The 18,734-nt window shown below is 72.0% G+C and carries 21 protein-coding genes; 12 read left to right on the top strand and 9 right to left on the bottom strand.

What is annotated here, in order from left to right:
• Positions 1–2: 2 nt before the first annotated feature.
• A complete protein-coding gene (locus ACQ143_RS12540; protein ID WP_449571036.1) occupies positions 3–674 on the top strand; it encodes a ComF family protein in 672 nt (223 codons plus the stop codon).
• An 86-nt stretch (positions 675–760) separates the two neighbouring features.
• A complete protein-coding gene (gene hpf / locus ACQ143_RS12535; protein WP_449571035.1) occupies positions 761–1,420 on the top strand; it encodes a ribosome hibernation-promoting factor, HPF/YfiA family in 660 nt (219 codons plus the stop codon).
• Positions 1,421–1,468: 48 nt separating this feature from the next.
• Here the strand turns inward: hpf and ACQ143_RS12530 are convergent, their stop codons facing one another.
• Entirely contained in the window at positions 1,469–2,797 is a 1,329-nt protein-coding gene (locus ACQ143_RS12530) for a hypothetical protein (protein WP_449571034.1), read from the bottom strand.
• Between the two features lie 86 nt (positions 2,798–2,883).
• Positions 2,884–3,201 (bottom strand): DUF2249 domain-containing protein, encoded by a 318-nt coding sequence (locus ACQ143_RS12525; RefSeq protein WP_449571033.1) that lies wholly within the window; start codon positions 3,199–3,201, stop codon positions 2,884–2,886.
• A gap of 72 nt (positions 3,202–3,273) precedes the next feature.
• Here ACQ143_RS12525 and ACQ143_RS12520 point away from each other — a divergent pair, with 72 nt between their 5' ends.
• The 3 genes from ACQ143_RS12520 to ACQ143_RS12510 all read left to right on the top strand — a co-directional run bounded on the left by ACQ143_RS12520 (position 3,274) and on the right by ACQ143_RS12510 (position 8,099).
• Positions 3,274–3,960, top strand: a complete 687-nt coding sequence (locus tag ACQ143_RS12520; RefSeq protein WP_449571032.1) for a helix-turn-helix transcriptional regulator — start codon at positions 3,274–3,276, stop codon at positions 3,958–3,960.
• 81 nt (positions 3,961–4,041) lie between these two features.
• Positions 4,042–6,828, top strand: coding sequence for a preprotein translocase subunit SecA (secA, locus tag ACQ143_RS12515; protein WP_449571031.1), 2,787 nt, complete (start codon positions 4,042–4,044; stop codon positions 6,826–6,828).
• A gap of 47 nt (positions 6,829–6,875) precedes the next feature.
• Complete coding sequence (locus ACQ143_RS12510) at positions 6,876–8,099, top strand: pyridoxal phosphate-dependent aminotransferase (protein ID WP_449571030.1); 1,224 nt, start codon at positions 6,876–6,878, stop codon at positions 8,097–8,099.
• A gap of 3 nt (positions 8,100–8,102) precedes the next feature.
• Here ACQ143_RS12510 and ACQ143_RS12505 read toward each other — a convergent pair whose 3' ends face one another.
• On the bottom strand, positions 8,103–8,522 hold the full coding sequence (locus ACQ143_RS12505; protein ID WP_449571029.1) for an Rv3235 family protein: 420 nt from the start codon (positions 8,520–8,522) through the stop codon (positions 8,103–8,105).
• A 130-nt stretch (positions 8,523–8,652) separates the two neighbouring features.
• Between ACQ143_RS12505 and ACQ143_RS12500 the strand changes: the two genes are divergently transcribed.
• A complete protein-coding gene (locus ACQ143_RS12500) occupies positions 8,653–9,258 on the top strand; it encodes a hypothetical protein (protein ID WP_449571028.1) in 606 nt (201 codons plus the stop codon).
• 6 nt (positions 9,259–9,264) lie between these two features.
• Here the strand turns inward: ACQ143_RS12500 and ACQ143_RS12495 are convergent, their stop codons facing one another.
• Complete coding sequence (locus ACQ143_RS12495) at positions 9,265–9,546, bottom strand: helix-turn-helix domain-containing protein (RefSeq protein ID WP_449571027.1); 282 nt, start codon at positions 9,544–9,546, stop codon at positions 9,265–9,267.
• Between the two features lie 116 nt (positions 9,547–9,662).
• Here ACQ143_RS12495 and ACQ143_RS12490 point away from each other — a divergent pair, with 116 nt between their 5' ends.
• From ACQ143_RS12490 to ACQ143_RS12480, 3 genes are read left to right on the top strand one after another with little or no spacing between them, the layout of a single operon-like run.
• Entirely contained in the window at positions 9,663–10,292 is a 630-nt protein-coding gene (locus ACQ143_RS12490) for a hypothetical protein (RefSeq protein ID WP_449571026.1), read from the top strand.
• On the top strand, positions 10,289–11,557 hold the full coding sequence (locus ACQ143_RS12485) for an AAA family ATPase (RefSeq protein ID WP_449571025.1): 1,269 nt from the start codon (positions 10,289–10,291) through the stop codon (positions 11,555–11,557). Before ACQ143_RS12490 ends, ACQ143_RS12485 begins: the two co-directional genes overlap by 4 nt.
• 9 nt (positions 11,558–11,566) lie before the next feature.
• Complete coding sequence (locus ACQ143_RS12480) at positions 11,567–13,054, top strand: sensor histidine kinase (protein ID WP_449571024.1); 1,488 nt, start codon at positions 11,567–11,569, stop codon at positions 13,052–13,054.
• A 28-nt stretch (positions 13,055–13,082) separates the two neighbouring features.
• Here the strand turns inward: ACQ143_RS12480 and ACQ143_RS12475 are convergent, their stop codons facing one another.
• Positions 13,083–13,331 carry a WhiB family transcriptional regulator gene (locus tag ACQ143_RS12475; protein WP_239282073.1) on the bottom strand — a complete coding sequence of 83 codons (249 nt, stop codon included), beginning with the start codon at positions 13,329–13,331 and terminating at the stop codon, positions 13,083–13,085.
• A 239-nt stretch (positions 13,332–13,570) separates the two neighbouring features.
• Between ACQ143_RS12475 and ACQ143_RS12470 the strand changes: the two genes are divergently transcribed.
• Positions 13,571–13,963: a histidine kinase gene (locus ACQ143_RS12470; RefSeq protein WP_449571023.1), complete on the top strand. Its 393-nt coding sequence runs from the start codon at positions 13,571–13,573 to the stop codon at positions 13,961–13,963.
• 36 nt (positions 13,964–13,999) lie between these two features.
• On the opposite strand, the gene bcp is transcribed toward ACQ143_RS12470, so the two are convergent.
• From bcp to aroA, 3 genes are read right to left on the bottom strand one after another with little or no spacing between them, the layout of a single operon-like run.
• Positions 14,000–14,464 carry a thioredoxin-dependent thiol peroxidase gene (gene bcp / locus ACQ143_RS12465; protein ID WP_449571022.1) on the bottom strand — a complete coding sequence of 155 codons (465 nt, stop codon included), beginning with the start codon at positions 14,462–14,464 and terminating at the stop codon, positions 14,000–14,002.
• Between the two features lie 23 nt (positions 14,465–14,487).
• Complete coding sequence (rsgA, locus tag ACQ143_RS12460; RefSeq protein WP_449571021.1) at positions 14,488–15,522, bottom strand: ribosome small subunit-dependent GTPase A; 1,035 nt, start codon at positions 15,520–15,522, stop codon at positions 14,488–14,490.
• A gap of 16 nt (positions 15,523–15,538) precedes the next feature.
• Complete coding sequence (aroA, locus tag ACQ143_RS12455; RefSeq protein ID WP_449571020.1) at positions 15,539–16,876, bottom strand: 3-phosphoshikimate 1-carboxyvinyltransferase; 1,338 nt, start codon at positions 16,874–16,876, stop codon at positions 15,539–15,541.
• Positions 16,877–16,925: 49 nt separating this feature from the next.
• Here aroA and ACQ143_RS12450 point away from each other — a divergent pair, with 49 nt between their 5' ends.
• Together ACQ143_RS12450 and ACQ143_RS12445 are read left to right on the top strand one after the other, a co-directional pair.
• Entirely contained in the window at positions 16,926–17,585 is a 660-nt protein-coding gene (locus ACQ143_RS12450; RefSeq protein WP_449571019.1) for a sigma-70 family RNA polymerase sigma factor, read from the top strand.
• Positions 17,582–17,827 (top strand): anti-sigma factor family protein, encoded by a 246-nt coding sequence (locus ACQ143_RS12445; RefSeq protein ID WP_449571018.1) that lies wholly within the window; start codon positions 17,582–17,584, stop codon positions 17,825–17,827. The genes ACQ143_RS12450 and ACQ143_RS12445 overlap by 4 nt, the downstream gene beginning before the upstream one ends.
• Before the next feature lie 12 nt (positions 17,828–17,839).
• On the opposite strand, the gene ACQ143_RS12440 is transcribed toward ACQ143_RS12445, so the two are convergent.
• The gene (locus tag ACQ143_RS12440; RefSeq protein ID WP_449571017.1) at positions 17,840–18,724 is read right to left on the bottom strand and encodes a diacylglycerol kinase family protein; all 885 of its coding nucleotides are present in this window, start codon (positions 18,722–18,724) and stop codon (positions 17,840–17,842) included.
• Between the last annotated feature and the right edge of the window lie 10 nt (positions 18,725–18,734).

The following is an 18,734-nucleotide window of genomic DNA, read 5'->3' as shown; positions in this document are numbered from 1 at the left end:
TGATGCCGAGTCCCACCGTGTCCGCTGTGGTGCGCGCCAGCCTCGCCGAAGCGCTCTCGCTCGTGTTCCCGGTCTCCTGCGCCGGGTGTGACGCGCCGGATGTGAGCCTGTGCGACGCGTGCCGCCGGCGGCTGCGCCCGCGGCCGGTGGTGCGGCGCGTCGATGACGTGCTCGTGCGCAGCGGCGTGCCGTTCGACGGGGTGGCCGCGCGGGTGATCCGCGCGTGCAAACAGGACGGGCGCACGGGTCTGGCCCGGCCCCTGGGGGCGCTGCTGCGCGCGGCCGCCGCCGACTTCGACCCGGCCGCGATCGTGGTCCCGGTGCCCTCGTCGCGGGCGGCCCTGCGCCGGCGCGGGTACCGGGTCGCGGAGCTGCTGGCCCGCCGCGCCGGGCTCGCGCCGCACCGGCTGCTGCGGCCGGCCGGGGTGGCCGCCGACCAGCGCGGCCTCGACCGTGCCGCGCGCGCCGAGAATGTGCGCGGGACGCTGCGGGCGCGCTCCGTCGCGGGCCGGCGCGTCCTGGTGGTGGACGACGTGATCACCACCGGCGCGACCCTCCGGGAGGCCGTACGGGTGCTGCGCGCGGCAGGGGCCGAGGTGGTCGGTGCGGCCACCGTCGCCGCGACGGAGCGCCGGTGGCCGGACGCGGGATTTGAACCGGCAGATCGTGCGTGACTAACGGGGGCGGGCGGGCTACCGTGGGGGGACAAGGCGAACGTGGTCCGCCCTTGACCGGGTGGACCGGAACAAGGAGGTCAGGGATGGAAACCAGCATCGTCGGCGTGGGTGTGAACATCACAGATCGGTTCCGCACCGTCGTGGAGGAGAAGTCCACGCGCATTCAGACCCTGGCACCGCGCGCCCAGCGACTCGACGTCAAAGTCACCCACCGCGCCTACCACAACGGCACTCGCGAAGACGAGACGGTCGAGCTCACCCTCACGGGCAAGGGGCCCATCGTCCGCGCCGAGGCCGTCGACGGCGACAAGTTCGCCGCCCTCGACCTGGCCGTCGACAAGATGGCCGAGCAGCTGCGCCGGGCGAAGGACAAGCGCGTCGACGCCCGCAACCACCCCCGCGGCGCCAAGCTCGAGAAGGGCAGCGGCACGCTGAAGGGCATCGATGTCCAGCCCGCATCCGTCGACGTGATCCGCGCGGTCGCGACGGGGGAGGTCCCGCTCATCACCGGGAACGAGGACGAAGAGGACTACACGCCCGTCGTCATCCGCACCAAGCGGTTCGACGCGGAGTGGATGTCGGTGGAGGAGGCCGTGGACCGCATGGAGCTGGTCGGACACGACTTCTTCCTGTTCATCGACGCCCGCACCGATCAGCCCAGCGTCGTATACCGCCGCAAGGGCTGGGACTACGGGGTCATCTCGCTGACGACGACGGCGGCTCCGGCCGAACTGGCGTCCTGACACGACGGCGGCCGGGAGCGCTCCGCTCCCGGCCGCACGTCGCACCGGCTAATCGAAGATGCCGTCGAGGATGCTGCCGATCACCAGCCCACCGAGGATGCCGCCGACCAGGTTGTCCCCGCCGCCGCGACGGCCGCCGCGGCCGCCCCAGCCGGAGTTCCAGTCGTCCGGGCCGCCGGGCCGCGACTGATCGATGTCGCGCTGCGCCAGTTGCAGCGCCTCGGCGGCCAGCAGCGCGCAGCGCCGGGCGTCGGCCAGGGCGCGCTCCCGCGACTCCTCGGGGATCGGGGCGCCCGCCGCACCCAGATCGAGACGGAGGCGCTCGGCCTCGGCCAGGCGGGTGCGGGCGTCCGCGCCGATCCAGCCGCGGTGGCCCGAGATCACGCTGCGCGCCACCCCGAGCTGTCGGTCGGCGTCGTCGAGGGCGTGCCGCACGTGCGCCTCGGGGATGACCGGACGGGCCGCGCGTTCGCGCGCCGCGTCGACCGCGGCGTCGAGCGCCGCATTGGCCTGACGCAGCGCGGTCAGCTCCCCGAAGGGGTCGGGCTTCGAACCGGGCGGCGTCAGCTCCTGCAGCGCCGTCTCCAGCGCCGCCATCGCCGCGGCGACGGTGGGCACGTCGGCCACGTCCCGGGCGGTGGCCAGGTCTTCGCGCGAGTCCTCGACGATGGCCGCGAGGGTCGATTCCGCCCGCAGCGCCTCGACTTCGAACTGGTCGACGGCGTCGATGAGGGTGGTGGCGCGGCGCACCGCCTCGATGGCGGTCTCCAGGGCGAGGTTCGCCTGCTCGCGCTGTCCGCTCTCGCGGCGGTCGGTGGCCACGTCGGCCCCGTGCAGGGCGAACTCGATCAGCTGGGCCGCCTCGGCCGCGTTGCCCGACACCTTCCGCAGGGCCCCCGCCGAATAGCGGGTCGCGAGCCGTTCGGTCGTGGCCTGAGTGTGCGGCAGCCGCTCGCGCAGCCGTTCGGCGTCGCGGCGGATGCCCGCGACGATCTCCGGAGCCCGGCGTGCGCGTTCGATCGGCGCGGCCAGCGCACTCGTCCGGTCGTCGAGCAGGTCTTCGGCCCATTCGCACAGCTGCACGATGCGGGCGTTGCGGGTGCGCAGCTCTTCCGACGTGTCGGGGATGTCGTCGTGATTCAGCTGGTTGAGGTGGAACGCCTCGCCCAGGTGCTGCCGCACCGACTCGAGCGCCGCGCGCAGGTCGCCGGTGGCGTCCCGCCCCAGCTCGATCTCGGCGTAGGCGAGCTCATCGGAGACCAGGCGCACGCGCTCGTCGGCACGCACGAGGGCGGCGTCGGCGTGCCGGGTCAGCTCGGCATCCTCCGCCTGCTGCTGCTCGGTCTCACGCTTGCGTCTTCCCCAGAATCCGGCCATGAATCGATCCTAGGTCGAAGCCGTGCCGTCGCGGCTGTGGGGATGCGGAGCACTCGCATCCCCACCGGGCCGGGCCGTCCGGTGGCTCAGGCCGCGCGGCGGATGAGGATGCGCCAGTGCTCGGGCCCGCGCTCGCCGTACTCGGTGGTGTACGCGCCGCCGTAGCGCTGCGCGAGCTGGTTCAGCAGCGGTACCGGGTCGTGGGTGGCCGAGATCACCATCGCGCCGCCGGGTGCCAGGCCCTCGATGGCGCCGAAGATCGCCGCGTGGCGGATGGCGTGGGGGATCGTCTGCACGTCGAGCACGGGCACCTCGTCGTCGTGCTCACCGCATGCGCAGCCGCCGCCACCGGGGCGCTGGTCGACGGCCTCGTCGCGGGAGGTGTGGATCTCGATTCCGGCCATGACTGCTCCTGTTCGCTGTCGCGCCGCGGGTCGCGGCGGTGTCTGTGTTCCGAGTTTATTACACTTAATCCCGTGGAAAATGACTCGGTTGCGCGCCGGCGCACCGCCGCCACCGGGCGGCGGCATTCGTCGACGCGCGAGATGCTGCTGCGCATGATCGAGGCGCAGGCCGCGCCGGTGGCGATCGGTGCCCTCGCGCGGGCGGCCGGGCTGCACGAGAACACGGTGCGCGGGCACCTGGAGCATCTGTTCGCCGACGGGTACGTCACGCGGGAGCGGGCGGCCGTGGACGGCCGCGGCCGCCCGGCCTGGCTGTGGCGGGCGGTCGTCCCCGAACCGGCCTCGCCGTACGCCGCCCTGGCCGGTGTCCTCGCCGACACGCTGGCGCGCACGAGCGCCGACCCGGTCGCCGAGGCGCGTGACGCCGGGCGCGGGTGGGGGCGCGGGATCGGCGTCGGCGTCACTCCCGCCGCCGATGACGCCCAGGCGCGGGAGCGGGTCGTGGCGGTGATGGCCGAGCAGGGCTTCGCCCCGCAGGACGACGGGGATGCCGTGACCTTGCACCGGTGCCCGCTCATCGCGGCCGCCGTCCGGCATCCACAGATCGTCTGCGCCGTGCACGTGGGCATGGTCGACGGTGTGCTGGAGGCGGTCGGCTCGGACGCCGAAGCCGACCTGGTGCCCTTCATCGCGCCGGGGCGCTGCGCGCTCTACGTGCGTGCGGCGTCCACAGTGCACGCCAAGGTCACAGCCGGATAACATGGGACGGTGTGCCCGCGCGCCTGCGCCGGCACGGGTCGGCGCGGATCGTCGGCCGAACCCGACAGATGGAGATCCTCCGTGGCCAACCCTCTCGAGAAACTGCTCCGCGCCGGTGAAGGTCGCGTGCTGCGCCGGCTGCAGCAGGTCGTCAAGGCCGTCAACGCCCTCGAGGAGGATTACGCGCAGCTGACCGACGAGGAGCTGCGGGGCGAGACGACCGAGCTGCGCGCACGGTACGAGGCCGGTGAGAGCCTCGACAAGCTCATGCCGGAGGCGTTCGCTGCCGTGCGCGAAGCCGCCAAGCGCACGCTCGGCCAGCGTCCGTACGACGTGCAGATCATGGGTGGCGCGGCACTGCACCTGGGCAACATCGCCGAGATGAAGACCGGTGAGGGCAAGACCCTCACCGCGACCTTCGCCGTCTACCTCAACGCCATCGCCGGCAAGGGTGTGCACGTCATCACCGTCAACGACTTCCTCGCCTCCTACCAGGCCGAGCTGATGGGCCGCGTCTACCGCGCCCTGGGCATGACGACCGGCACCATCGTGTCCGGGCAGACCCCCGAGGTGCGGCGTCAGCAGTACAGCGCCGACATCACCTACGGGACCAACAACGAGTTCGGGTTCGACTACCTGCGCGACAACATGGCCTGGCGCAAGGAGGACCTCGTCCAGCGCGGTCACTTCTTCGCGATCGTCGACGAGGTCGACTCGATCCTCATCGACGAGGCCCGCACGCCGCTGATCATCTCCGGCCCCTCGTCCGGTGAGGCCAACCGGTGGTTCGTCGAGTTCGCGAAGATCGCGCGCACGCTGGAGGCGGGCGTCGACTACGAGGTCGACGAGAAGAAGCGCACCGTCGGCGTGCTCGAACCGGGCATCGAGAAGGTCGAGGACTACCTCGGCATCGACAACCTGTACGAGTCGGCGAACACCCCGCTCATCTCGTTCCTCAACAACTCGATCAAGGCGCTGGCGCTGTTCAAGCGCGACACCGACTACGTCGTCATGAACGACGAGGTGATGATCGTCGACGAGCACACCGGGCGCATCCTCGTGGGCCGCCGCTACAACGAAGGCGTCCACCAGGCCATCGAGGCCAAGGAAGGGGTTCCGGTCAAGGCCGAGAACCAGACGCTGGCGACCGTCACGCTGCAGAACTACTTCCGCCTGTACGAGAAGCTCGCGGGTATGACCGGCACCGCCGAGACCGAAGCGGCCGAGTTCATGTCGACCTACAAGCTCGGCGTGGTCCCGATCCCGACGAACAAGCCCATGATCCGCAAGGACCAGCCGGACCTGGTCTACAAGAACGAGCAGGCCAAGTTCGCCCAGGTGGTCGAGGACATCGCCCAGCGGCACGCGAGCGGTCAGCCGGTGTTGGTGGGCACGGTCAGCGTCGAGAAGAGCGAGTACCTGTCGCGGCTGCTGGCCAAGAAGGGCGTCAAGCACGAGGTGCTCAACGCGAAGAACCACGCGCGGGAGGCCGAGATCGTCGCGCGCGCCGGACGCCTGGGCGCCGTCACCGTCGCGACCAACATGGCCGGCCGCGGTACCGACATCATGCTGGGCGGCAACGCCGAGTTCCTCGCCGTGCAGGAGATGAAGTCCCGGGGACTCGACCCGATCGAGACGCCGGAGGAGTACGAGGCCGCGTGGGACGAGGTCTACGCGGCGATGCGCGACCATGTGGCCGAGGAGAGCACGAAGGTCCTCGAGGCCGGCGGGCTCTACGTGCTGGGCACCGAGCGCCACGAATCACGCCGCATCGACAACCAGCTGCGCGGTCGCTCGGGCCGTCAGGGCGACCCCGGCGAGAGCCGGTTCTACCTGTCGCTGACCGACGACCTGATGCGGCTGTTCCAGTCCGGCGCCGCCGAGGCGATCCTCGCGCGGACGAACTTCCCCGACGACGTCGCGATCGAGTCGGGCATGGTCTCGCGCGCGATCAAGAGCGCCCAGGCGCAGGTCGAGGCGCGGAACGCCGAGATCCGCAAGAACGTCCTCAAGTACGACGACGTGCTCAACCGGCAGCGTGAGGCGATCTACGCCGACCGGCGCCAGATGCTCGAGGGCGACGACCTCTCCGAGCGCGTGCAGCACTTCATCGAGGATGCCGTGGCCGCCATCATCGACGACCACACCGCCAGCGGCCACACCGAGAGCTGGGACTTCGACGCCCTGTGGGCCGAGCTGAAGACCCTGTACCCGGTGGGGGTGACCATCGACGAGGTCGTGGCCGAGAGCGGCCACAAGGGGCGGATCACCGCCGAGGGCCTCAAGCGCGAGATCACCTCGGACGCCAAGATCGCGTACGCCAAGCGCGAGGAGGAGCTCGGCTCCGCGGCGATGCGCGAGCTCGAGCGCCGCGTCGTGCTGCAGGTGCTCGACCGTCGCTGGCGCGACCACCTCTACGAGATGGACTACCTCAAGGACGGCATCGGCCTGCGGGCCATGGCCCAGCGCGACCCGCTGATCGAATACCAGCGCGAGGGCTATGAGATGTTCCAGGCCATGATGGCCCAGATCAAGGAGGAGTCGGTCGGCTTCCTCTACAACCTCGAGGTCGAGGTGCGGCAGACCGGCGACGGTCAGGTCGAGGCGAAGGGCCTGGCCACGCCCACGGTCGAGACGCAGAAGCTCCAGTACACCGCCTCCAACGACGCCGGCGAGGTCGAGGTGCGCAACGACCGCGGTCAGGTGCAGCAGGCGGCGACCAGCAAGGTGCGGGCGGCCACCCCCTCCGCGCCGGCAGCCGCTCCCGCCGAGCAGCAGCGCGGGGCGTTCGGTCAGCCGGTGGCCGGTGACAGTCAGCCGGCACCGCAGAATCGTGCCCAGCGCCGGGCCCAGGGGCGCCGCAAGTAGCCACCGGTGGTCGATCGGCCACCGGTGGGCGGCGATATCCTGAACGGATGAGCCCTCGCATCCTCGATCAATCGTCGAAACTCAAGGACGTCCTCTACGAGATCCGCGGGGCAGCGCTGGCCGAGGCCGACCGGCTCGAGGCCGACGGGCACACGATCCTCAAACTGAACACCGGCAACCCCGCCGTCTTCGGCTTCGAGGCGCCCTTCCAGATCGTCCGCGACATGATCGAGGCCATGCCGTACGCGCACGGCTACAGCGACAGCCGCGGCATCATGTCGGCCCGCCGCGCGGTGGTCGCCCGCTATGAGGAGCTCGAGGGGTTCCCGCAGTTCGACCCGGACGACGTGTACCTCGGCAACGGCGTGTCCGAGCTGATCACGATGACCATGCAGGCGCTGCTCGACGAGGGCGACCAGGTGCTCATCCCCGCCCCCGACTACCCGTTGTGGACGGCGATGACGAGCCTGGCCGACGGCACGCCCGTGCACTACACGTGCGATGAGAGCAGCGGGTGGATGCCGGATCTCGACGACATCCGGTCCAAGATCACCCCGGCAACGAAGGCCATCGTCGTGATCAACCCGAACAACCCCACCGGCGCCGTGTACTCGCGTGAGGTGCTCGAGGGCATCGTGGAGATCGCCCGCGAACACGACCTGCTGCTGCTGAGCGACGAGATCTACGACCGCATCCTGTTCGACGACGCCGAGCACATCCCGCTGGCCACGCTCGCCCCGGACCTGCTGTGCCTCACTTTCAACGGGCTGTCCAAGACGTACCGCGTCGCGGGCTACCGCTCGGGATGGATGGTCATCACCGGCCCGAAGAAGCACGCGGCCGGATTCCTCGAGGGCATCCAGCTGCTGGCATCCACCCGGCTGTGCCCGAACGTGCCCGCGCAGTACGCCGTACAGGCGGCGCTCAGCGGTATGCAGACCATCGACGGGCTCATCGCGCCCACCGGACGCCTGCACGAACAGCGGGATGCCGCATGGGAGACGCTGACCGCCATCCCCGGTGTCACCTGCGTCAAGCCCAGCGGGGCCCTGTACGCCTTCCCACGCCTCGACCCCGACGTGCACGACATCCGTGACGACAGCAAGCTCGTCTACGACTTCCTCGTCGCCGAGCATGTGCTGCTCGTGCCGGGCACCGGGTTCAACTGGGCCACGCCCGACCACCTGCGCATTGTCACCCTGCCCGAGGCGCGGGTGCTCACCGAGGCCATCGAGCGGCTGGGCAACTTTCTGTCGTCGTACCGGCAGTAGCGGTCACAGCAGGGCGAGCGAGGTCGCCCGCCACCGGGCATCCCAGCCTTCCAGGCGGATCGCCACCGCCCGGGTGCGTGCGGGCCCGGCCACGATCACGACCGCCTCGACCACACCGTCGGCCGGCGAGTGGCAGCGCACCGACATGACCCGGTAGGCCGGCACGGCCGACGGCACGCCCCGGGCGCTGCGTGCGCGGGCCGACAGATTCGCCCGGGTCACCAGCGCGCGGAAGGCGTCTTCGCCGAGCCACCGGGCGAGCTGCTCGACCTCGCGTGCGCCGGCGAGCACTTCGAGGACGCCGATCGTGAGGTTGCGCAGGAGGGGGTCGGGGTCGGGCAGCTCGGCGGCGGTGGTCCGCTGCGGGGCGAAGTACTCCTCAGCGGCGAGTCCGGATCCGCGTGGAGAGCGGGGCGCAGCCATGCGATGCCTCTCTGGAGGGGGTTTTCCGTGGGCCCGAGTAGAGCACATCGGCCGCGGCGCCCGCATGAGAATCCTCCAACCTGTGGATAACGGCGGCGCGGCCCGCCGCTGATCGTCTACCGTCTGGCAGGTGCGGTGGCAACGATTCTTCGAGGACCTCGAAGACCAGCTCGACTCCGAATGGGAGGCCGAGCGTGCCGCGCTGGACACCGAGGCCGAACGTCTGCGGCTGGCGCGGCTGCGGCTGCGGGACCGGCTGCTGGTCGTCCTCGGCGACGACGCGGCCGCGGCACCCGTGCTCGAGCTGTCCGACGGCACCACGGTCGCCGGGCGGCTCACCGGGGTGGGCGCGGACTGGGTCGTGGTGGCCGAGCAGACGCGGCGCGCCGACGGCGTGCTCGTGCCGCTGTCCGCGATCACCGCGATCACTCTTCCGCACGCCGACGTGCTCCGCAGCGCGCGCGGCGATGCGGCGGCGCCGCCGTCGCGGCTGGCCGAGCGGATGAGCTTCGGGTTCGTGCTGCGCGACCTCGTCCGCAAACGCGCCGCCGTCATCGTCTCGGTGTCCGGCCGGCGCCTGGCGGGCACGATCGACCGCGCCGGCGAGGACCACCTCGACCTCGCCCTGCACGAGCCCGGCACCCCGCGGCGCACCGATCTGGTCACCGGGTACCGGATGGTCCCGTACCCGGCCGTGCTGAGCGTGCGGTGGGATGTTGCGGCGAGCCCGGCCTGACGGTGATCAGTCCGGGTTGCGGACCGGCCCGCGGCCCCACAGCTCGGGGAAGCTCGCCGCGTTCGACTCCCGCCACAGCGCGATGCGACGCGCCTCCTCCGCCTGGTCGTCCAGGTAGTCCTCGACGCTGGCGGCCTCGATCCGCCACCGGGCCGGACGCCCCAGCTTCGCGCCGCGCAGACGTCCGTCGAGCACGAGGGCGATCACCTCGTCCACCTCGAGCTGCAGCGCGTCGGCCACCTGCGCAGGCGCGAGCATGCGCGCGGCGTCGGTGGGCGTGTCGGGCATGTGGCCATTATGCGTCGGAGCGGACCGGACGGCGCGCCGATTCGCCGAGCCTGTGGATAAGCCCGTCCTGTGGATAACCTCCGCGGCCGGTCGCGGCGCTGCGGCACCATGAGGGCATGACCGCAGCCGATGTCGCCCGCCCCCGACCGCGCGCGTTCTGGGCCGATGCCCGCTTCCTGCTCGGGGTCGTGCTGATCGTCGCCTCGATCGCGGGTGTGTGGCTGGTGGTGGCCGCCGCGCGGCAGACAGCCCCGGTGTTCGCCGCGGCGCACACGATCGTGCCCGGCGACCCGATCACGGCCGCCGACCTGCGGGTGGTCGAAGTGGCGCTGGGGTCGGCGGGGGAGGTCTACGCCGGCCCGGCCACGCTCGAACCGGACGCCGTCGCGGTGCGCACCATCGAGGTGGGAGAGCTCGTGCCGCTGACGGCCGTCGGCACCGCCGATCAGGCGGCCACCACCACCGTCAGCCTGCGCAGCGCCGGTGAGGTGCCGCGTGCCGTCGCCACCGGGTCGGTGGTCGAGGTGTGGGCCGCCCCGCAGCTCGAACGCGGCGAGTACGACACGCCGCGCATCCTCGTGCCCTCCGCGACGGTGGTGTCGGTCACCCGCGACGATTCGATGATGGGCACCGCCGGCACCGCGCTCGAACTGGTCATCGACCGTTCCGCGGTGGCCGACACGCTCGCGGCCGTCGCCGCCGATGCGCGGCTGTCGGTGGTGCCGATTGTCGGGGGCGGCCGATGAGGGTCATCGCGGCCGTCGACACGGCCCGCGCCCGCGCGGTCGTGCAGCGGCTGACCGATGACGGCGCGCAGGTGCGGACGGTGGTTGATGCCGCCGCCCCCGCCGCCGCGGTCGCCGACGCCATGGCGGGGCCCGAGGCCGCCGAGCTGCTGGCCGAGCTCTCCCGCGCCGATCTGCTGGTGGTCGAAGCCGGCCGCGCGACCCTCACCGCGGAGCTGGTCCGTACGTGCGACCGGTTCGGCGTGCGCATCGCCCCGCTGTGCACCCGCGACGACGACCGGCGCCTGGCCGGGATGTTCGGGCTGGCGGCGTTCGATGTCGACGTGTCTGCGGGCGAGCTGCGCGCACCGCCGGCATCCGTGCCGGACCCGGAGCCGGCCCAACGGGGCCGCGTCATCGCCGTGTGGGGCACCGAGGGCGCCCCCGGGCGCACCACGGTCGCCGTGGAACTGGCATGCGAGCTGGCCCGCGACGGGCGCCGCGTCGCTCTCGTGGACGCCGACTCGCACGCCCCGTCCCTCGCCCTGGCGACGGGCCTGGCCGACGAGGGGCCGGGGTTCGCCGCGGCCTGTCGCCAGGCGGAGCGCGGCGCGCTGACGCTCGCCGAGCTCGCGCGCATCTCGACCCGGCTGGGGGAGGTCGAGGTGCTCACTGGGCTGAACCGGCCCGGGCGCTGGCCGGAGCTGTCCGATGGGCGGGTGCGCGCGGCGCTGGACACCTGCCGCGACTGGGCCGACGACATCGTCGTCGACGTGGCCGCACCGCTGGAGCGCGACGAGGAGATCGTCAGCGACCTCGACGGTCCGCGCCGCAACGCCGCGACGCTCGCGGCCCTCGGCACCGCCGACGTCATCGTCGCCGTCGTCGCCGCCGACCCGGTCAGCGTCGCGCGGTTCGTCCGCGCCCACGCCGAGCTGCGCGCGGCCGTGGGGGCGACGCCGGTGCGCGTGCTCGTCAACAAGACACGGCCGGGCGCCCTGGGCATCGACGCCCGCGGCCAGGTGCGACGCGCCCTCGAGCGGTTCGCGGGGGTGGGGGAGGTGTGGTTCGTGCCGTGGGACGGCAAGGCGGTCGACGCCGCGCTGCTGGCGGCGCGGCCGGTCGCGCACACGTCGCCGCGGTCGTCGCTGACCGCGGCGGTGCGCCGGTTCGTCGGCGAGACCCTCGCGGCTCCCGAGCGCGCCGCAGGTCAGCGGCGCGAGCGCCGTCGGCGACTGCCCGCCGCACGCCCGGCGCGTGCCGTCTCGGCGGCCGGGGCCCCGTAGGCTGAAGGCGTGTCGACGCTCAGCGATCTCCTCTACGCCCAGGGCCGCTCCACCGCAGCCGATGTCGAATGGCTGCACCGGTTGGCCGGTGACGGTCAGCTCCTGGCCGACTTGGCCTTCGCCGACATCGTGATCTGGGTGCCCACACCCGACGACTCGTTCATCGCCGTCGCCCACACCCGCCCGTCGGGTGCCGCGACCCTGTTCTATCGCGACATCGTGGGGGACCTCGTGCGGCCGCAGTGGCGCACGCAGGTCACCGAGGCGTTCACCCAGGCCCGCATCGTCGATTCGGCGTCGCCGGACTGGTTCGAGGAGACGCCGACCCGGGTGCGCGCGGTGCCGATCGTGCGCGAGCCGGCCACGGACGGTCAGGCGCCGGGCATCATCGGCGTGCTCACCCGCCACACCAACCTCGGCGAGGCACGGACGCCGTCACGGCAGCAGATCACCTTCAACGACTGCGCCGACGACCTGTTCGGCATGGTCGCGTCGGGGGAGTTCCCCGATCTGGCCGCGCCCACGTCGCCGCGGCGCGGCGCCCCCCGCGCCTCGGACGGGCTCATCCGCATCGACGTGGACGGGGTGACGACCTTCGCGAGCCCGAACGCCCTGTCCGCCTTCAACCGGCTCGGCTTCGACGACGAACTGGAGGGGGAGTCGCTCATCGAGGTCGCCACGCAGATCCTACCCGCCTCCCGCCAGTTCGACGAGTCGCTGCCGATCGTGATGGCCGGCCGCGCGCCGTGGCGCGCCGACCTCGAGGCCCGCGGGGTGACCGTGTCGCTGCGCACGATCCCGCTGAAGGACCACGGCACGCGCATCGGTGCGATCGTGCTGTGCCGCGACGTCACCGAGATCCGCCACCAGGAGCAGGAGCTCATCACCAAGGACGCGACGATCCGCGAGATCCACCACCGGGTGAAGAACAATCTGCAGACGGTGGCGTCGCTGCTGCGCATCCAGGCGCGGCGCACGCACTCCGAGGAGGCCCGCGAGGCGCTCACGCAGGCGATGCGGCGGGTCTCGGCCATCGCGGTCGTGCACGACACCCTCGCGTCGGGGCTGGCCCAGGACGTGGACTTCGACGAGGTGTTCAACCAGGTGCTCAAACTCGTCGCCGAGGTCGCGGCGGCGCCGAACACACGCGCCCGCACGCACAAGACGGGCGAGTTCGGCACGCTGCCCAGCGAGTACGCGACACCGCTGGCGCTGGCGCTGACCGAACTGGTCACCAACGCCGTCGAGCACGGGCTCGCCGACAAGGAGGGCGACGTGGAGATCGTCGCCGATCGTACGGAGGACCGGTTGGCGGTCAGTGTGCGCGACACCGGAGTCGGGCTGCCGGAGGGACAGGTCGGTCGCGGGCTGGGGACGCAGATCGTCCGCACCCTCATTCAGGGTGAGCTCGGGGGGACCATCGACTGGCACACGCTGGTGGGCAGCGGCACCGAGGTGACGATCGACATCCCGCTGCGGTACATCTCGAGGTCGTGACCGCCGCGGCGGTCACCGCCGGCCGGGGTCAGCTGGCGCGGCGGGCGCGCGCGGCGCGGCGCTTCAGGGCGCGACGCTCATCCTCGGACAGGCCACCCCACACGCCGGAGTCCTGACCGGTCTCCAGGGCGTACTGGAGGCAGACCTCGGTGACCGTGCACCGGGCGCACACCGCCTTGGCCTTCTCGATCTGGTCGACCGCCGGGCCGGTGTTGCCCACGGGGAAGAACAGCTCGGGGTCGACGGTCAGGCAGGCGGCTTTGTCGCGCCAATCCATAGGGGTGCTCCTTGATGCGGGATGGGGAAGTGGGGAATTCGGGTGATGGGAGCGAACATCACATGACGTGAGGTCCGATACCCTGGTGGGTGTGCGAGCCCAGGCTCGCCCCACTGCGCTGTGGGAGCACACGCTCCCTCAATCGTCGCACGCCCAGTGAGGTGAATCAAGGGTTAATTCGGCGGAATCCTAGGGTTTCGCTGGGTGTTCCCTGGTCGCCTCCCCATTCGAGGAGCCCCATGCGGATCACCCCCGCCGAACGCATCGCCGCCGTTCTGCTCGCACTCGAGGGCCTGGCCTTGCTGATCATCGTCGGCTGGGAGACGGTCGCGCTGGTCGGCGGCGACGCCGGATTCTTGTCGACCTCGCTCGCGCTGATCGTGCTCACGGCCATCGGCGCGGCGGCCGTGCTCGCCTTCGCGGTCGCGACCTGGCGCGGATCGTCGTGGGGCCGGTCGGGCGGCATCGTCACACAGCTGCTGATCCTCGCCGTCGCCCTGGGGGCGGCGACCGGATCGTACGGCCAGCCCGTGCTCGGGCTGCAGCTGGCGATCCCCGCCGTCGTGGTGCTGGTGTGCCTCGTGCTGGGGGTGCGCGCCGCGGGCGCACGCAACGCGTCGTCGCCGGACTGAGCCGGCGTCTCCGGCCTCAGGCCGGCGGCTGAGCGGTCACACCTCGAGGAGCCGCCGCAGCCGTGCCACATGGCCGGTCGCCTTCACGTTCCGCAGCGCGTGCGCGATCGTGCCGTCGGCGTCGATCACGAACGTCGACCGGATGACGCCCTCGACCGTCTTGCCGTAGTTCATCTTCTCGCCCCACGCGCCGTACGCCTCGTGCACCGAGTGGTCGGGGTCGCTCAGCAGGTCGTAGGTCAGACCGTCGCGCTCGCGGAACGCCCGCTGCTTGGCCGGCTCGTCGCGCGAGATGCCCAGCACCGTGTAGCCGGCCGCCTGCAGCGGCGCGAGCGAGTCGCGGAAGTCGCACGCCTCGGTGGTGCAGCCGGGCGTCATGGCAGCGGGGTAGAAGAACAGGATCACGCCGCCGCCGCGCAGGTCGGACAGACGCACGGGCGTATCGTCCTGGTTGACGAGGGTGAAATCGGGCGCGGGGGATCCGGTCGTGAGCTCAGCCATGCCCCCAGCTTAGGAGCTCGCCGTCAGGAGAAGGTCGCCAGCAAGCGCTGCAGCGAGTCCAGGCGCGCCGCGCCGCGGTCGCCCAACCGCCCGTCGGCGACCGCCTCGGCGATGGCGCAGTCCGGGGCGTCGGGCAGGTGCGTGCAGCCGCGCGGGCAGTCCTCGGCCACGACGGCGAGGTCGGTGAACGCCTTGAGGATGTTCGCCGGATCGACGTGCCCGAGGCCGAACGAGCGCACCCCCGGGGTGTCGATGACCCAGCCCCGCCCGCCCTCGCCCTCATAGCGCAGCGACACCGCCGAGCTGGAGGTGTGGCGGCCGCGCCCGGTGACCTCGTTCACATGCCCGGTGGCCCGTGCAGCGGTGGGGATCAGCGCGTTGACGAGCGTGGACTTGCCGACGCCGGAATGCCCCACGAACACGGTCGCGTGGCCGACCAGTCGGGCCCCGATCTCGGCCACCGGCATCCGCCCCGTGCCGCTGGTGAGCACCTCGAGGTCGTCGAGGCCCTCGAAGTTCGCGAGAAAATCCGCCGGATCGGCCAGATCGGTCTTGGTGACCACCAGCAGCGGGTGGATGCCGGCATCCAGCGCCGCGATCAGGTACCGGTCGACCAGGCGCGGACGCGGCTCGGGATCGGCGGCGGCCACGACGATGAGCATCTGGTCGGCATTGGCGACGATGATGCGCTCGACCTGGTCGGTGTCGTCGGCGCTGCGGCGCAGCAGCGACGTGCGCGGCTCGATGCCGACGATGCGCGCGAGGGTCCCCTCGTCGCCGGAGACGTCCCCCACGACCCGGGCACGGTCGCCGTTGACGATCGGCTGCTTGCGCAGCTCCCGGGCGCGGCTGGCCAGCACCCGGCGCTCGGCTGGGCCGTCCTCGTCGACGAGCACCGTGTAGCGGCCGCGGTCGACCCCCAGCACCCGGGCGATGTGCGCATCGGCGTGCGCGGGGCGCCGCTTGGTGCGCGGCCGGTTCGCTTTGGGATTGGGCCGGACGCGGACATCGGACTCATCGAACTCGGGTTCGTCGTCATCGACGTCGAACCAGCTCATGCCGAGCCTGCTGTGGTCACCGTGCCGCGTCTCCGGCGAGCATGCGCTGCCACAGCTCGGGGAACTGCGGCATCGTCTTGGCCGTGGCGCCGATGTCGTCGACGGCCACGTCGGGCACGCGCAGTCCGATCACGGCACCGGCCTGCGCGATGCGGTGGTCGTCGTGGGCGCGCCACACGCCGCCGTGCAGCGGGCGGGGGAGGATGCGGATCCCGTCGGGGAGCTCTTCGGCTTCGCCGCCGAGTGCCCGCAGGTTGGTGGTCAGCGCGGCGATGCGGTCGGTCTCGTGCCCGCGGATGTGGCCGATGCCGTGCAGCGTGGTGGGCGCGTCGGCGAACGCGGCGATCGCGAACAGCACGGGCGTCAGCTCGCTCGCGGCCGACAGGTCGAGGTCGACACCGGCGATGCGGTCGGAGCCGGTGACCGTCAGCGCGCCCCCGCGGCGGGAGGTGCGGGCGCCCAGCAGCGACAGGATGTCGGAGAGCAGGCCCCCGGGCTGGGTCGAGTGTGCGGGCCAGCCCGGCACCGTCACGGCGCCGCCGGTGACCACCGCGGCCGCCAGGAACGGCGCCGCGTTGGACAGGTCGGGCTCGATCGCGATCTCCTTGCCGCGGAGGTGCCCGGCCGGTACGAGCCACTCGTGGGGGGTGGGGCGCTCGACGTGCACCCCGCGCCGGGCCAGCGCCTCGATCGTCATGTCGATGTGCGGCTGGCTGGGCAGGCGTTCGCCCTCGTGCGTGAGGCGCAGGCCGACGTCGAACCGCGGCGCGCTGAGCAGCAGTCCCGACACGAACTGGCTTGAGGCGCTCGCGTCGATGGTGACCTCGCCGCCGCGGATGTGACCGCGTCCGCGGACCGTGAACGGCAGTGTCCAGCTGCCCCCGTCGTCGATGTCGACGCCGATCTCGCGCAGCGCCTTGATCATCGAGCCCATGGGGCGGTGCAGCGCGTTCTCGGCGGCGGTGACCACCACGTCGCCCACGGCGTAGCCGGCCAGCGGAGCCACGAAGCGCATGACGGTGCCGGCCTGGCCGCAGTCGACGGTGGTGTCGCCGGCGAAGGCGGCCAGCGGGGTGACTTCCAGGTCGGGGCCGAACTCACCCTCGCCGGGCACCGTCTCGATCTGCACGCCCAGGGCGCGCAGTGCGGCGATCATGTGCTCGGAGTCGTCCGAGTGCAGCGGCGAGACGAGCAGGCTCGGGCCGTCGGCGAGGGCCGACAGGACGAGTTCGCGGTTGGTCAGCGACTTCGAACCGGGCACGGTCACCGTGGCGTGCACGGGCGCGGTGGCGGACGGTGCGGGCCACGTGGTGCCGGCGACCGAGGGCTGAGGGGAATACCCGGGGGCTGTCATCGGTTCCTAGCCTACTGAAGGTATGCGTCGGTCGACCGGAGGGAGTGTCATGATCGCGACGGTCGAGCGGCCCCTGCGGGTCGATCCGCACCCGGACATAGACTGGTCGGTGATGGACGAGCAGGCGGCCGAAGATCCGCGCACCCAGTTCGAAGAGCAGGCGCTGCCCTTCATGGACCCGTTGTACGCGGCGGCCATGCGCATGACGCGCAATCCCGCCGACGCCGCCGACCTGGTGCAGGAGACGTTCGTGAAGGCGTTCGCGGCGTGGGACTCCTTCACCCAGGGCACCAATCTGAAGGCGTGGCTGTACCGCATCCTCACCAATACCTACATCAACACGTATCGCAAGAAGCAGCGGGAGCCGTATCAGGGCACGATCGACGAGCTGGAGGACTGGCAGCTCGGCGGCGCCGAGTCGATCACCACGGCGACCAGTTCCCGGTCGGCCGAGGCCGAGGCCATCGACCACATGCCGGCATCCGTCGTGAAGGAAGCGCTGCAGTCGATCCCCGAGGACTTCCGTCTGGCGGTGTATCTCGCCGACGTGGAGGGGTTCGCGTATCAGGAGATCGCGGACATCATGAAGACACCGATCGGCACGGTCATGAGCCGTCTGCACCGTGGCAGGCGGATGCTGCGTGATCTGCTGGCCGACTATGCACGAGAGCGCGGCATCGAGGTGCCGGCCACAGGGAGCGGGAAATGAGCGATTGCGGCTGCGAGAAGGCGCAGAAGGACCTGGAGGAGTATCTGCGCAACGAGGTCTGCAAGACCGAGCACTCCGACATCCGGGAGCACCTGGAGAGCTGCCCGGAGTGCCAGCAGGAGGCGCTGGTGGCGCGCACCCTCACCGACGTGGTGGCCCGTGCCTGCAAGGAGACGGCGCCCGAGGAGCTGCGCACGCAGGTGCTGGCCCGGTTGCGCGCCGAGCAGGCCACGCACCACTGAGCCCGCCGGCTCCTACGCCGGGGTGAACACCGTCAGCGCCGCCGGTTCGACCTCGACCGACAGGGGCAGATCGCCCAACGCATCGCCGTCGGCGTACGCGGTCACCCCGCGTGCATGGAGGCGGGTCGAGACCTCGGGCAGCGAGGTGTGCGTCCCGCGGTAGACCCGCGGCAGCAGTCGCAGCAGGTGGAGACGCCCGGCCGGGCGGACCAGGGCGAGGTTGAGCAGCCCATCGCCCAGGTCCGCATCCGGGCAGATGGGGATGCCGCCGCCGTAGGTGCGGCCGTTGCCGACGGTCGCCATCACCAGGTCGTCCTCGAGACGCTCGACGGTGCCGTCGGCGCCCTCGATCTCGAGGGTGAAGCGCACGCCGTGCAGCAGCGCGAACTCGATCAGCAGCGCGATGTTGTACCGCATCGCGCCGCGCGGCCAGCGCATGCGGTTCGCGCGGTCGTTCACGCGGGAGTCGAAACCGGCGGCCAGCACCGTGCCGTACCGGAGCACGCTCCCGTCGGCGCGTCTCACGCGGGCCAGGTCGATGGTGCGGGTGCGCCCGGCCAGCACCGCGTCGGCCGCACCGACGGCGTCGAGGTCGCGCAGCCCCAGTGTGGTGGCCAGATCGTTGCCCGTGCCCACGGGGATGATCCCCAGCGGCACGTCGCCGCCGGCGAGCTGCTGGATCGCCAGGTGGGCGGTGCCGTCGCCGCCGGCGACGAGCACCGCGTCCACGCCGTCGTCGAGCACGGTGCGCAGCAGGCGGTCCGATTCGGCGGCACCGGCCGCGGCGATCGTCGTGGTGTGGATGCCGTGCGCGCGCAGCCGGTCCTCGGCGCGGCGCGCCGCGCTGCGACCCGTGCCGCTGCGCGCGGTCGGGTTCACCAGCAGCGCGACGCGCATGCCTGGGCGT

The organism is Microbacterium pollutisoli, from assembly GCF_053586795.1.
Note: the sequence above shows the minus strand (reverse complement) of the source record. Positions and strands in the feature narration are given on the sequence as shown.

Coding starts and splice junctions, on each gene's coding strand:
- ACQ143_RS12495 (WP_449571027.1), bottom strand. CDS start 9,546: ATGCCCGACACGCCCACCGACGCCGCGCGCATGCTCGCGCCTGCGCAG.
- ACQ143_RS12490 (WP_449571026.1), top strand. CDS start 9,663: ATGACCGCAGCCGATGTCGCCCGCCCCCGACCGCGCGCGTTCTGGGCC.
- ACQ143_RS12510 (WP_449571030.1), top strand. CDS start 6,876: ATGAGCCCTCGCATCCTCGATCAATCGTCGAAACTCAAGGACGTCCTC.
- ACQ143_RS12505 (WP_449571029.1), bottom strand. CDS start 8,522: ATGGCTGCGCCCCGCTCTCCACGCGGATCCGGACTCGCCGCTGAGGAG.
- ACQ143_RS12540 (WP_449571036.1), top strand. CDS start 3: ATGCCGAGTCCCACCGTGTCCGCTGTGGTGCGCGCCAGCCTCGCCGAA.
- ACQ143_RS12485 (WP_449571025.1), top strand. CDS start 10,289: ATGAGGGTCATCGCGGCCGTCGACACGGCCCGCGCCCGCGCGGTCGTG.
- bcp (WP_449571022.1), bottom strand. CDS start 14,464: ATGGCTGAGCTCACGACCGGATCCCCCGCGCCCGATTTCACCCTCGTC.
- ACQ143_RS12445 (WP_449571018.1), top strand. CDS start 17,582: ATGAGCGATTGCGGCTGCGAGAAGGCGCAGAAGGACCTGGAGGAGTAT.
- ACQ143_RS12475 (WP_239282073.1), bottom strand. CDS start 13,331: ATGGATTGGCGCGACAAAGCCGCCTGCCTGACCGTCGACCCCGAGCTG.
- aroA (WP_449571020.1), bottom strand. CDS start 16,876: ATGACAGCCCCCGGGTATTCCCCTCAGCCCTCGGTCGCCGGCACCACG.
- ACQ143_RS12525 (WP_449571033.1), bottom strand. CDS start 3,201: ATGGCCGGAATCGAGATCCACACCTCCCGCGACGAGGCCGTCGACCAG.
- hpf (WP_449571035.1), top strand. CDS start 761: ATGGAAACCAGCATCGTCGGCGTGGGTGTGAACATCACAGATCGGTTC.
- ACQ143_RS12440 (WP_449571017.1), bottom strand. CDS start 18,724: ATGCGCGTCGCGCTGCTGGTGAACCCGACCGCGCGCAGCGGCACGGGT.
- ACQ143_RS12450 (WP_449571019.1), top strand. CDS start 16,926: ATGATCGCGACGGTCGAGCGGCCCCTGCGGGTCGATCCGCACCCGGAC.
- ACQ143_RS12530 (WP_449571034.1), bottom strand. CDS start 2,797: ATGGCCGGATTCTGGGGAAGACGCAAGCGTGAGACCGAGCAGCAGCAG.
- rsgA (WP_449571021.1), bottom strand. CDS start 15,522: ATGAGCTGGTTCGACGTCGATGACGACGAACCCGAGTTCGATGAGTCC.
- ACQ143_RS12470 (WP_449571023.1), top strand. CDS start 13,571: ATGCGGATCACCCCCGCCGAACGCATCGCCGCCGTTCTGCTCGCACTC.